The sequence below is a fragment of the Klebsiella sp. GL120222-02 genome (assembly GCF_003097195.1).
GTDB lineage: Bacteria > Pseudomonadota > Gammaproteobacteria > Enterobacterales > Enterobacteriaceae > Klebsiella > Klebsiella variicola.
In genome coordinates this window covers 673,292-685,921 of sequence record NZ_QEQO01000001.1, presented here as the reverse complement: position 1 = coordinate 685,921, position 12,630 = coordinate 673,292, and the positions used below count along the sequence as shown (strand labels likewise).

Genomic DNA, 12,630 nt, shown 5'->3' with positions numbered 1-12,630 from the left:
TCGGGCACAACAGCAGCGCATGGTGATTTCCTCTGTCCGGGGCTGAACACAGCTTGCCTCAAGGCCAAATAAGCAACCAATAACGTTATTTTCTAATTTATGACCGCGCGGGGTTCAGTGCTTTTGCGTTAAATAGATATAGGCGCAAAGCGCGTAATGAAGCCGGTTGCGCCCGTCGGTCAGAGCCAGTAAGGTAGGCGCACTTTTTTAATGCGGAACGGACGTATCGTAATGCACAGCTCGAAAGATCCCCTGCACGGCGTGACGCTGGAAGCGCTGCTCAATGCCCTGGTGGCGCGCTATGGCTGGGTGGAAATGGCCCGCCAGGTCAACATTAACTGCTTTAAAAGCGATCCCAGCATTAAGTCCAGCCTCAAATTTCTCCGCCGGACGCCGTGGGCGCGCAAAGAGGTGGAGGCCATGTATCTCGCCTCCCTTGATGATGACGCGCCGGTGGAGAAAGCGGATCCCTGGGCAAACTGGCAGAAAAAATAACCCTTACCACAGGACACCATCATGCAGAGCTGGAGCAGTAAAGATTTCACCGCCGACCGCGCGTGGGGCGCGCTGGATATCGCCAATTTTTCCGGGACCACCGTGCGTCTGCACTGGACCGACCAACCCTATATCTGGCACATCAACGATGGTCAGGAGGTGTTTGCCGTGATGGATGGTCAGGTGGCGATGCATGTGAAAGTCGACGGCGAGGAGCAGGTCATCATGCTGAACGCCGGCGATATCTTCTACGCCGAAGTGGGATGCGAGCATGTCGCCCATCCGCAGGGGGCGGCGCGTATTCTGGTGATCGAGAAAGAAGGGTCGGTCTGATCCCTCCGGCGGGCGGTTCTTAGCCCGCCGTTTCATCACCGGTTAGACTCAACATACCGCGTTGATATAAATCACTTATCCAGCTTTCGATATATTTAATTCTTGTTTGCCATTCCCTTCACCCCAGCACTATCTTTTGCCGCAGGCGCCTGAACAGGCACAATCGCGGGAGAGATCATGGCAACCTTGCAGTGGGACCACGCAGTACAGTTTGTGAATCAGCCGGAAGCGGCCATTCAGACCTTTGCCGACCAGCAGCTGCGGGCGGTGGCCGGAGGGCGACATCCGGGGTGGGGAACCCGCAATGCGCTGAGCTATTTTGGCCTGACCTATATCGAATTCCTCGCCATTTCCGACACGGACGAACTGCGCGCCGCGACGGACAGGTTCCTGCTTTCGCGGGATGCCGAGCGGTTGCTGCCGGAGAACGAAGCGCTGTTTCGGGTGGCGCTGCGCAGCGACGACATCGAGGCCACTCATGACCAGTTGCGTCGCAAGGGGTTGGCGGTATCACCGATTGTCGATGGTCAGCGCAACGATCCGCAGGGCAATATCATCCGCTGGCGGATCTTCACCATCGATGGCGACACTGACGGGCTGGTCTATCCATTTGTGCTGCAGTGGGGAGAAGACGATACCACCCGGCTGGCGCGGCTGCGCGCTCAGGAACTGGACGTGCCGCACCCGCTGGGCGACATTGCGCTTGAGCAGGCGGTGTTCGAGGTGGTCAATCCGCAGGCGGTACGCGATCGCTGGCAGGCGCTGCTGGGCTTCCCGCCACAGGGGGAGCAGGGACTGGACGTGGGCGGCCAGTGGTTTACTTTCCGCGAAGGACCCGCTAACCAGCTGACCGAACTGGTGTTTCGCGTCGCCAACCCGGCGCTTAAGGGGCAGCGCTTTCGCGTCGGCAACGGCGTGTATCGCTTTACATAAAAGCTGAATCTAGCGTGCCGTGGCGCGCAGGGCCCCCGGCGGCTGGCCGGTGATGCGTTTGAAGGCCCGGCTGAAGGCCGCCAGCGATTGATACCCGAGGCTGAAGGCGACCGTTTCCAGCGCCTGGCCTTCGTGGGTGATGTACTGCACCGCCAGCCGCATACGCAGCTCGGTCAGATAGCGGGCGGGGGTGGTGTCTGTCGCGGCGAGAAAACGTTCCGCGAACAGCGAGCGTGAAAGCCCCGCCTCCCGCGCCAGATCTTCCACTTTCCAGTTGACCCCCGGGCGCTGATGCATGGCATAGATCGCTTTTGCCAGCCGGGGATCGCGCAGGACCTGTACCCAACCGGTGGCGTTGCCACATCCGCACTCTACCCAGCCGCGGACAATCAGCGCGGCCACCACGTCCGCCAGCCGGGCGAGGATCCCGGCATAGCCTACCTGGCGGGTGAGGGATTCCCGCTCCATCGCTACCAACAGCGGCTGGATCTCCGGCCAGGTGTTTAGCAGGCTGCTGACCCGCATCACCTCGGGCATGGCCTTCACCAGCGGCTGCATGCCGCCGAGCTCAAAATCCATACAACCGCTGAAAATGACGGCGCGCTCCGGGCAGTCCGGGCGGCCGCCGGCGTTGATACAGCTTACCGTGCTGCACACCGTTTCGCTGGGCAGCTGGGCCACATTGACCACCGTGGCCTGCGGATCAGAAAGCAGGGCGTGCCCGTCGCCGTTGGGAATAAACAGTGCATCGCCGCTCTCGAGGGTGAACTGTTCTCCGCTGGCCATGCGCAGCAGCACCGGCCCGCGGCTGATGAAATGGAACTGGGCTTTACCCGCCACGGCGCTAAAGCCGACGCCGAACGGGCGTGCGGTTTCGATGCGCCGGTAGTTAACGCCGGAGAGGCGCATCCCGCGCAACAGTTCGCTGGTCAGGTCGATGCCAGGCTGGCTCATGGTAATTCCGGACGAATAATCAATAACTGAAGAGTATGCATCATATATCGTCCAAAGGTAAGTCCCTAAGATGACCAGGATGTTAATAAAACTGGAGAGATGTATATGAGTTCCTGCATAGCTGCTGACGCGAGCCTGTCACCCGCCAAACCTGCCTGGCGCGCCGTCTATGCCCTGGCCCTCGGGGTGTTCGGCCTGATCGTGGCCGAGTTTCTGCCCGCCAGCCTGTTAACGCCGATGGCCAGCAGCCTCGGGGTCAGTGAAGGGATGGCCGGACAGGCGGTCACCGCGACGGCGCTGGTGGCGTTAGTCACCGGCCTGCTGATCGCCACCGCCACCCGCAATATCGATCGCCGCTGGGTGCTGATGTTCTTTTCCGTGCTGCAGATAGTCTCCAGCCTGATGGTCGCTTTTGCCGATTCGCTGGCGTTTCTCCTGCTGGGCCGTCTGCTGCTGGGGGTCGCCATCGGCGGCTTCTGGGCGATGTCCACTGCCACGGCGATGCGTCTGGTGCCGGCGGCCCATGTGCCGAAGGCGCTGGCGATCATCTTTTCCGCGGTGTCTGTCGCTACGGTGGTAGCCGCGCCGCTCGGCAGCTATCTTGGCGAGCTGATCGGCTGGCGCAACGTATTTATTCTCTGTGCGATACCCAGCCTGCTGGCGCTGCTCTGGCAACTGTGGGTGCTGCCCTCCATGCGTCCGGAGAGCGTCGGGACCTTCTCCACGCTGTTCAGGGTGCTGCGCCGTCCCGGTATGCTGGGCGGCATGCTGGCGACAATCCTGATTTTTAGCGGCCATTTCGCCTTCTTTACCTACCTGCGGCCGTTCCTTGAGACCGTGGCGCAGGCCAGTGTCGAAGGGGTCTCGCTGATATTGCTCGGCTTCGGTATCGCTAACTTTATCGGCACCTCGGTGGCGAGCTATCTGCTGAGCCGTAGCCTGCGCCTGACCCTGGCGCTGGTGCCGTTGATGATGAGCGTGCTGGCGCTGCTGATGGTGACGTTTGGCCATCTGACCATGCTGGACGGGCTGCTGGTCGCCCTGTGGGGATTTGCCTTCGGTCTGGTGCCGGTGGCCTGGTCCACCTGGCTTGCCACCACCGTGCCGGATGAAGCAGAAAGCGCGGGCGGTCTGCTGGTCGCCTCTATTCAGCTGGCCATCAGCGCCGGGGCCGCCGGCGGCGGGGCGGTGTTTGATTTGCACGGCGCCAGCGGCGTCTTCACCGGCAGCGGTCTGCTGCTGTTGAGCGCGATGGTGATTGTTTTCGCCGCCGTGCGGGTGAAACCGGTCGCCAGCGCTGACCAGCCGGAGACGGGCCGCTTATCCCGCGAGATCGATAACTAAATTGGCCGACAGGCTGCGGGAGCAGCACAGCGCAATATGCTGCTCTGCGGCCTGTTTTTCCGCCTCCGACTGCACGGTATCCCGGTGGTCGACGGTTCCCTCCCGCACCGGCGTCAGGCAGGCGCCGCAGATCCCCATCTCGCAGGAGAGCGGCACCGCGACGCCATGCTCCTGTAGCACCTGGGCGATGGTTTTGTCCCCCGGGACCGGCCAGCGCTCCCCGGTGGAGGCGAGGGTGATGGTGAAGGTTCCGTCCGCCGCTGACGCTGCCGTCGGGGCGGGCGGCTGGAACGCTTCGCTGTGCAATTGCGCCTCCTCCCATCCGGCCCCCCGCGCGGTATCGCGAACCCGGGCCATAAATCCGGGCGGACCGCAGAAGTAGACCCGGGTGTCGGCGTCCGGAGCCCCCAGATCCTGCGCCAGCCGCTGGCGCGGACTCTGCCCCTCGTCTGAGCAGTGGATCTGGCAGATTCCACCGGTTAGCTGGCGGGCGATCTCGGTGGCGAAGGCGGCCTCCTGCGCACGGCTAACGTAATAGTGCAGCGTAAAGCTGGCGCCGGACGCCGCCCGGGCGTGGGCCATCGCCAGCAGCGGCGTAATGCCGATCCCGGCGGCGAGAAGCACCACATGGCCGCCCTCGTGCAGCGGAAAGTGGTTGCGCGGGGCAGAGATCATCAGCGGTTGTCCCGGGCGCAGGGTGTCGTGGACATAGCCTGAGCCACCGCGGGACTGCGCCTCGCGGGCGATGCAGAGCAGATAGTGATCCCGTTCGGCCGGGCTACCGGTCAGGGAGTACTGGCGGATCAGCCCGCAGGGAAGATGGAGATCGATATGGGCGCCGGGCGTCCACGCCGGCAGCGGTTGCCCCTCGGCGCTCACCAGACGAACGGCCAGATTTTTCGCGCCCTGACGCCACAGGCCATCGACCACCACGGGGAATATGTCGCGCATATGACCTCCACTCATACCAGAAAGAAATCGCCAAAACCCATCTTCTTCAGCCCACGCCGGTAGGCGATGGAGCTACGGTCTGCCGGAATATGCGCCTCAAGGGTCAGATCCAGCGGCAGCCGCTCCGGACGCTGGGTTTCTACCATCAGGCGGTCCTCTTCGAACACCCGCAGGTTGAACGCATGTACGTCTTCCACCGGCACGTGCAGGTCGAAATTGCGGGCAATAGGGGCAAACATCCGCGTCACCCGTGACGACACCGGCGAGGCGGCGTTCATGATCACCAGCCTGGCGTCGGCGGGAAAATGGATGGTCAGCGTAGCGGTGAACGGCAGATGCATTTCAAAGTGACGCAGCCACTGGAACCCTTCCGGCGCGCGGAAATCGGAGCTGGCCGGGTAATTGCCCACCGAGCTCCAGTAGTCGGCAACAAAGCCGAACGGCGTCTCCTGCGGGGTATAGTCCGGCACCTGCTGGTTGTCCGGATCGGCGAAGGTGTCGGTGTGGATCCACGCGAAGTGGGCGACATCGAGAAAGCCTTCGACCTGGCGGCCGGCAAATCCCTTCACCTCGAAGGCCGGGCAGTTGATTTGCTGAAATCCCGCGTCGTCCCAGTGCGGCATGGTCGGTAACGGCGGCGGATTGTCCGGATCGCAGGCCAGGCAGGTCCAGATCAGCCCGTAGCGCTCCTCCACGGCGAAGCTGGTGAGATGCAGTTTGGCCGGAATGGGTTGCCCCGGGCTGGAGGGGATACGGTTGCAGCGGCCATCCTCACCAAAGCGCAGGCCATGATAGGGGCAGACGATGCCTTCCTCTTCATGAAACCCCAGGGTCAGCGGCACCCCGCGGTGCGGGCAGACGTCGCGGGCGACCACCACCTGGCCTTTAATACGGTAGATAACCAGCTGTTCGTCCAGCAGGGTGGCTTTCACCGGGGCGCCGGTAATATCGCAGGCGCGGGCCACCGGGTGCCAGCAGCGGGCCAGCCGCAGCCAGTCCTCTGGATCAAAGGTGCAATGGGCGGGGGGCGTGGGGGTGATTGTCTTCATGATTTCTCTTCCTGCTCACATCGGTGATTGTTTTATTGTTGTGAGATTATTGTTGTCATATTAGGGTGTTCACATCCATCACCATTAATTCACTCTGCTGTTGCAAAAAAGAGTACAGAGGTGCCATGAGTCCTTTTTCCCGTTTCGCCCACTATTTTATCGCCGTGGCCCGCTGCGGCAGCTTGCGCCGGGCCGCCGAGCAGCTGCATATCTCCGCCTCGGCAATTAACCGCCAGATCCTGCAGGCCGAGGAGGCCTTCGGTACCCCGCTGTTCGAGCGCCTGCCGGAGGGACTGCGGATGACCACCGCCGGTGAACTGCTGTATGACAATCTGCTGCGCTGGCAAAAGGAGTTTCGCCAGACCCGGCAGAAATTTGATGAGCTGCAGGGGATGAAGCGCGGGAGCGTCAGCGTTGGGATGGTGCAGGCGCTGGCGGAAGGGGGCTTCGCCGCCGCGCTGGCGGAGATCATCGCCAGCTGGCCGTGGCTGGAGCTGGATCTGCAGGTGGCGGACAGCCACACCGTCAGCCAGAAAGTGCGTCAGGCGGACCTGGACGTCGGCCTGATCCTTGATCCGCAGGGGCAGGCCGGACTCAGCGTGCTGGCCTTTGCCGAACTGGAGGTGGGGATTGTGATGCGCCCGGACCACCCCCTGGCGGGGGCGAAAGCGCTGTCATTGGGTGAGCTCAGCCTGGAGCGGCATATCGTGCCCGGCGCGCCGCTGATCGTCCATGAGCGGGTGGCGCTCCTCTATCGCCACCATGACTTTGCGCCGGAGAATACCATCAGCTGCAATGATATCCGGCTCATCAAGTCGCTGGTGCTGCGCGGCAGCGGCGTGACGCTCCTCAGCCTGCTCGACGTGCTGGACGAAGTCCAGCGCGGACAGCTGGCCTTTATCCCGCTGCGCAGTACGCTGCTGCGACCGCTGACCCTGGCGCTGTGTACCGCGCCCTCGCGTCAGCTTTCGCGGCCCGCGCAAATGGCCATTCAGACGCTGAGTGCGGTGATTGAATCCATGGCGACGGTCAGCCCAGCGGCCCGCTGAGGATGGTGTCGCACATGCCGTTGATAATGCGCTCCCCGGTCTCCTCGCGCAGCTCCTGGTACCAGGCTTCGGTGAGCTGCATATCCTTCCCGTGGGTAATATCGCAGCGCTTGCGCGCCTTCAGCACCAGGTCACGAACCCGGTCGCAGCGCTGGGCCTCGTACTCGCGCAGCGCGGCCGCAATATCGTGGGTCTGGCGGAAAACGGCGCCCAGCACCACCGCATCTTCCATCGCCGCGCAGCCTCCCTGGCCAATATCCGGGGTGGTGCTGTGTCCGGCGTCGCCGAGCAGCGCGACGCGGCCGCGCACCAGGCGGCTGAACGGCTCGATATCATGGATTTCAATACGGTTGGTGGTCTGCGGGTCGAGGGTGGCGATAAGCTGCTGCACCGGCGGCGCCCAGCCGGCAAAATAGCGGCTGAGGTCGGCGCGCAGAGTGTCGCGATCCTCCGCCAGACCCGCCGGCAGCGGCACATCAAAGAAAAAATAGAACCGGCCGGCGGAGACCGGCATCAGCGAGACGCGCTTGCCTTCGCCGACAAAGGTGGTCCACTGGTCGCCGGGCGCCAGCGCTTCATCTATTTCCACCAGACCGTTCCAGTTGACGTACCCGGCGTAGCGGCGCTGCGGGGTAAAGCCCAGCACCCACGGACGCAGTGCGGAATGGCTGCCGTCGGCGGCAATCAGCAGATCGCCGCTGGCGCTGCTGCCATCGGTAAACCACACCGTCACGCCGTCGGCATCTTCCTCACAGCGGGTGACGCGTTTGCCGAACTGCACGCTTTCCCGTCCCCAGAAATCCAGCATTTCCCGCTGCAGCTCTGCCCGGGAGACCGGGCAGGGGCGGCTGCCGGTGCGTTCGATCAGCGGGGCGAGACTGAACTGGGTCATGTTCTCGCCGCTGCGGAAATAACGATACGCCATCCGGCGCAGCGGCCCGCCGAAAGTCTCCATGATGTCACCCATGCCGAGGTGGGCCATGCACTTCACGCCGTTGGGCCACACGGAAATCGCCGCGCCGACCGGTTTGATCTCTTTCACCGCTTCATAGACGTCGCAGTCGATCCCCGACTGTTTGAGCGCCACTGCCGCACTTAAGCCGCCGATGCCGGCGCCAATCACGATTGCTTTCATTTTATTCTCCTTATCCAGATGTCGTGACTGACTCCAGCAATTTACGTACCAGTTCGCCGGAGGGAGGAAAACCGCCTGCTCAAAGCACAGCGATAGCTCACGGCGCACCGCATTGGTGCAATGTGACGTATTGGTTGCCTTTTTATGAATCAAAAGTTTCTTAATATTGCATAAGGAATCTATCGTTTCAGCGCGCTGATTTTCAGCGGTGCGGGGGTATACGTTAACAGAGTGATGTAAGCTAATGATTTTGCAGCATTAATGAAATTTTCTGGTCGCTTTTGTCGTCTCTGGCCTGCTTTGTGCACTAGCCCATGCACTTCTCTTTGCTATGGGATTACACCATGTCTGACGAACATCACAGTGGCTTGCTTTACGGCCTTGAACAGCGGATCCCACCGCTTCCGGCCTTTTTCAGCGCTCTCCAGCATGTGCTGGCGGGCCTGGTGGGGATCATCACGCCGCCGCTGATTATCGGCGCTACCCTCGGGCTTGGCGACTGGCTGCCGTATCTCATCAGTATGTCGCTGCTGGCCTCGGGCATTGGCACCTTTCTGCAGTCCAATCGGGTATGGGGCGTTGGCGCCGGGATGATCTGCATGCAGGGCACCAGCTTCGCCTTCCTCGGCGTGACGGTGGCCGGAGGGATGTGGGTAAAAGCGCAGGGCGGCGGGCCGCAGGATATGATGGCGATGCTGTTTGGCGTTAACTTTGTCGCCGCTCTGGTGCCGGTGATTGTCAGCCGTTTTATTGAGCCGCTGAAAAAAATCTTTACCCCCATTATCACCGGCAGCGTGATTGCGCTGATCGGCATCAGTCTGATCAAAGTCAGCGTCATCAACTGGTGCGGTGGGGAAAAGGCCGAGGATTTCGCCAGCATGAGCAACATCGCGCTCGGGGCGGGCACCCTCGGGGTTATCGTCCTGCTGAGCTGCGCCAAAAACCGCTGGCTGCGTCTCTCCTCGGTGGTGGTGGGCATTGCCGTGGGCTGCGTCGCGGCAGGGCTGAGCGGTCAGTTCCATCTTCACAGCCTGGGCGACACTCTGTTTCGCCTGCCGACGCTGTTTCCGTTCGGCTTTCAGTTTAACAGCGCGATATTTCTGCCGGTCGCCCTGGTGTCGCTGGTTTGTATTCTGGAGGCGGTGGGCGATCTGACGGCCAACTCGCTGATTTCGCAACAGTCTATTGATGATCACGCTTTTCGTAACCGGCTGAAGGGCGGTATCCTGGCGGACGGCGTCAGCTGTATGGTGGCCGCCATGCTCTGTGCTTTTCCGAACACCACCTTCGCGCAGAACAACGGCGTGATCCAGATGACCGGGGTGGCCAGCCGCTATGTCGGACGCTACATTGGCGTGATTCTGATCCTGCTTGGACTGTTTCCCCCGGTGGGCGAACTGCTGCGGCAGATCCCGGCGCCGGTGCTGGGGGGCGCCACGATGGTGATGTTTGGCTGTGTAGTGGCGGCCGGGATCCGGATTATTACCCAGACCCCGCTGAGCCGTCGCGATGTGCTGATTGTGGGGCTGGCGTTTGGTGCTGGCCTTGGCGTGGAGTCAGTGCCGGCGTTTCTCAGCCATTTTCCGCCGATGGTCGGCGATCTGTTCGGTTCGGCGGCCACCAGCGGTGGGCTGGTAGCGATAGCGCTGAACCTTATTCTGCCGCAGGAGCAGGCGGCGACGAAAACGATAAGGAGTCAGGATGATCGCGCTGAGTCAGTTTAACGGCCTGAGTAAAGATGAGGCAGTGGGGCTGCTGGCCCCCTGCGTGGCGATCCCGGCCTGGGGCGAGACGCTGGTGAACTTGCGACCTTTTGCCAGCCGTCATGCGCTACTGCAGACCGCCCGTGAGGCGATGGATTACTGGGGAGAGGACGAGCTGAACGCGGCGCTCAGCGCCCATCCGCGGATCGGTGAAAAGCCGACCGGCGGCCAGGCGCACGCGGCGCTGTCGCGCCAGGAGCAGTCGGCGGTGGACAGCGAGAATGAGCGGCTCGCGCAGGCCCTGCAGGAGGGCAATGCCCGCTACGAGGCCCGTTTTGGCCGGGTGTTTTTAATCCGCGCCAAAGGGCGCAGCGGCGAAGCGATTTTACAGGCGCTGACGCGCCGACTGCAGCATACCGCCGACGAAGAAGTGACTGAGGCGCTTGCCCAGCTGCGAGAGATTACGATGTTAAGACTGGAAGGAGTGATTGGCGAATGAGTACCCTGAGCACCCATATTCTGGATATTTCCACCGGCAGGCCGGCGGAAGGCGTGACGGTCAGCCTGAGTCGGGAGGGCGAGACGCTGGTGACCCTGGTGACCAACGCCCAGGGGCGTATCGCCACCTTTAGCGCCGCACCGCTGCCGGCGGGGAGCTATTGCTTAACGGCGGAAACCGGGGCGTGGTTTGCCCGCGCCGGGCGGGAGAGCGTCTTTACCCGGGCGCAGATTGATTTTGTTATCGGCGAGGCGGCAGATGACCATTTCCATCTGCCGTTTCTCATCGCCCCGGGCGGGTGGTCGACCTACCGCGGCAGCTAAACCCGGCTGCCCGATGCCGGGCGGCGCTGCGTTTGCCCGGCCTGGATCGTTACGGCGCGGGCAGAGACAGCTCGTAGGCCCGGTAAGGCGCAGCCGCCACCGGGCATGTAAAGGTGTCTCCGGCCACCATCCTTCCTGTTTTATCCCCACTCAAGGATAATCACCCACCTATCCCCACCAGGGGATAATCTTGACATTATCCCCTGCGGGGTATAAAACCAAATTTATCCCGATAGGGGGATAAATGATGGTGAGGAACAAGGCGATGAATTCCCCGCAGATATACAGTCCCGTGCAGCTGGCCAATTATCTGAAGCTGCTGCGCCAGCAGAACCACTGGACCCAGGATGCGCTGGCCAGGCGGATCGGCATTAAGCAGGCCACACTGTCCAATTTTGAAAATCACCCCGACAAAACCACCTTAACCACGCTGTTTAAGATCCTCCAGTCGCTAGGGGTGGTGATGACGCTGAACGCCAAAGCCACAGAGACGGCGCCGGCTCCCGATAACAACACGGACCTTGACTGGTAATGGCGACGCTTACCACCTGGATGAACAATGTGCGCGTGGGCACCTTAACCCGCCAGGCTAACGGGGCGCACAGTTTTCGCTATGACGAAGAGTGGCTGCGCAGCCCGCGCGCCAGACCGCTCTCCCTCTCGCTGCCGCTGCAGTATGGCAATATCACCGCCGACGCGGTGTATCACTATTTTGATAACCTACTGCCCGACAGCCCGCAGGTCCGCGATCGGATCGTCAGGCGCTATCAGGCGCGCTCGAAGCAGCCGTTCGATCTGCTGGCCGAAGTGGGACGGGATAGCGTAGGGGCGGTGACTCTGCTACCGCCGGGGGAAGAGGCGCACCTCGAGGGGTTGCGCTGGCAGACGCTGGACGAGGCGCAGCTCACCGCTTTGCTGACCGCCTACCAGTCGGATATCCCTCTCGGGATGATTACCGGCCAGGATGATTTCCGTATCTCGGTGGCCGGCGCCCAGGAGAAAACGGCGCTGCTGCGGATGGGCGGGCACTGGTGTATTCCGCAGGGCACCACGCCGACCACGCATATCATTAAACTGCCCATCGGCGAGATAAAGCAGCCTAATGCGACGCTGGATCTGCGTGAAAGCGTGGATAACGAGTTTCTGTGCCTGGCGCTGGCCAGGGAACTGGGCCTGGCGGTGCCGGAGGCAGAGATTATCACCACGCCGCGGATCCGCGCGCTGGCGGTGACCCGCTTTGACCGGCGCTGGGCGCAGGAGGGGCGGGTGCTGCTGCGTCTGCCGCAGGAGGATCTGTGTCAGGCCTTTGGCATCCCGTCGTCGATGAAATATGAATCTGACGGCGGGCCGGGTATTGCGGCAATCATGGCCTTTCTGCTGGGCTCCAGTGAAGCCCTGAAAGATCGCGCAGACTTTATGAAATTCATGGTTTTTCAGTGGCTGGTTGGGGCAACGGACGGGCATGCGAAGAACTTCTCGCTCTTTTTGCTGCCCGGTGGCAGCTACCGTCTAACGCCGTTCTACGACATCATTTCGGCGTTTCCGGTGCTGGGAGGCACGGGACTGCATCTGCGCGACCTGAAGCTGTCGATGGGGCTCAATGCCACAAAAGGGCGGAAAACAGAGATTAACGCTATCTATCCGCGTCATTTTCTGGCAACCGCCAAAGCGGTGAACTTTCCTGGGGAGCAGATGCTGGCGATCCTCCAGGAGTTTGCCGGGCATGTGCCGCAGGCAATCGAAAGCGCTCGCCGGACGCTGCCGGCGGACTTTTCCACCCACGTCTGGCGGGCCATTACGGAAAATATGCTGAAGCTGCACGCCCGCCTGCAGCAAGGGCTGCAGGCGTTATAGCGAAGCCG

14 protein-coding genes are annotated in these 12,630 nt (G+C 62.1%); 10 read left to right on the top strand and 4 right to left on the bottom strand.

Annotated elements, in window-relative coordinates:
* Positions 1–231 precede the first annotated feature (231 nt).
* From N438_RS03400 to N438_RS03390, 3 genes are all read left to right on the top strand, one after another.
* Positions 232–495, top strand: coding sequence for a VF530 family protein (locus N438_RS03400; RefSeq protein ID WP_060619358.1), 264 nt, complete (start codon positions 232–234; stop codon positions 493–495).
* Between the two features lie 21 nt (positions 496–516).
* On the top strand, positions 517–828 hold the full coding sequence (locus N438_RS03395) for a cupin domain-containing protein (RefSeq protein ID WP_004205936.1): 312 nt from the start codon (positions 517–519) through the stop codon (positions 826–828).
* Between the two features lie 177 nt (positions 829–1,005).
* Positions 1,006–1,761, top strand: coding sequence for a VOC family protein (locus N438_RS03390; protein ID WP_008804929.1), 756 nt, complete (start codon positions 1,006–1,008; stop codon positions 1,759–1,761).
* 9 nt (positions 1,762–1,770) lie between these two features.
* On the opposite strand, the gene N438_RS03385 is transcribed toward N438_RS03390, so the two are convergent.
* Complete coding sequence (locus tag N438_RS03385) at positions 1,771–2,715, bottom strand: AraC family transcriptional regulator (RefSeq protein WP_008804928.1); 945 nt, start codon at positions 2,713–2,715, stop codon at positions 1,771–1,773.
* Positions 2,716–2,820: 105 nt separating this feature from the next.
* On the opposite strand from N438_RS03385, the gene N438_RS03380 reads away from it, so the two are divergent.
* Positions 2,821–4,059 (top strand): MFS transporter, encoded by a 1,239-nt coding sequence (locus N438_RS03380; protein ID WP_022066161.1) that lies wholly within the window; start codon positions 2,821–2,823, stop codon positions 4,057–4,059.
* Here N438_RS03380 and hpxE read toward each other — a convergent pair.
* Positions 4,036–5,010: a molybdenum cofactor-independent xanthine hydroxylase subunit HpxE gene (gene hpxE, locus N438_RS03375; protein WP_064170989.1), complete on the bottom strand. Its 975-nt coding sequence runs from the start codon at positions 5,008–5,010 to the stop codon at positions 4,036–4,038. The two genes, N438_RS03380 and hpxE, sit on opposite strands and share 24 nt — an antisense overlap.
* An 11-nt stretch (positions 5,011–5,021) precedes the next feature.
* The gene (hpxD, locus tag N438_RS03370; RefSeq protein ID WP_004148366.1) at positions 5,022–6,059 is read right to left on the bottom strand and encodes a molybdenum cofactor-independent xanthine hydroxylase subunit HpxD; all 1,038 of its coding nucleotides are present in this window, start codon (positions 6,057–6,059) and stop codon (positions 5,022–5,024) included.
* Between the two features lie 125 nt (positions 6,060–6,184).
* On the opposite strand from hpxD, the gene hpxR reads away from it, so the two are divergent.
* Complete coding sequence (gene hpxR / locus N438_RS03365) at positions 6,185–7,108, top strand: LysR family hpxDE operon transcriptional regulator HpxR (protein WP_008804925.1); 924 nt, start codon at positions 6,185–6,187, stop codon at positions 7,106–7,108.
* Here the strand turns inward: hpxR and hpxO are convergent.
* Entirely contained in the window at positions 7,089–8,243 is a 1,155-nt protein-coding gene (hpxO, locus tag N438_RS03360) for an FAD-dependent urate hydroxylase HpxO (protein ID WP_116696079.1), read from the bottom strand. The genes hpxR and hpxO overlap by 20 nt on opposite strands.
* Positions 8,244–8,587: 344 nt before the next feature.
* On the opposite strand from hpxO, the gene N438_RS03355 reads away from it, so the two are divergent.
* The 5 genes from N438_RS03355 (at position 8,588) to N438_RS03335 (ending at position 12,622) form a co-directional block, all read left to right on the top strand.
* Positions 8,588–9,967, top strand: coding sequence for a nucleobase:cation symporter-2 family protein (locus tag N438_RS03355; protein WP_012968246.1), 1,380 nt, complete (start codon positions 8,588–8,590; stop codon positions 9,965–9,967).
* Entirely contained in the window at positions 9,945–10,445 is a 501-nt protein-coding gene (gene uraD / locus N438_RS03350; protein ID WP_008804922.1) for a 2-oxo-4-hydroxy-4-carboxy-5-ureidoimidazoline decarboxylase, read from the top strand. The genes N438_RS03355 and uraD overlap by 23 nt, the downstream gene beginning before the upstream one ends.
* Positions 10,442–10,768, top strand: coding sequence for a hydroxyisourate hydrolase (gene uraH, locus N438_RS03345; protein ID WP_008804921.1), 327 nt, complete (start codon positions 10,442–10,444; stop codon positions 10,766–10,768). The genes uraD and uraH overlap by 4 nt, the downstream gene beginning before the upstream one ends.
* Before the next feature lie 265 nt (positions 10,769–11,033).
* Complete coding sequence (gene hipB / locus N438_RS03340; protein ID WP_008804920.1) at positions 11,034–11,300, top strand: type II toxin-antitoxin system antitoxin HipB; 267 nt, start codon at positions 11,034–11,036, stop codon at positions 11,298–11,300.
* Positions 11,300–12,622 (top strand): type II toxin-antitoxin system HipA family toxin, encoded by a 1,323-nt coding sequence (locus N438_RS03335; RefSeq protein WP_008804919.1) that lies wholly within the window; start codon positions 11,300–11,302, stop codon positions 12,620–12,622. The genes hipB and N438_RS03335 overlap by 1 nt, the downstream gene beginning before the upstream one ends.
* Positions 12,623–12,630: the final 8 nt, after the last annotated feature.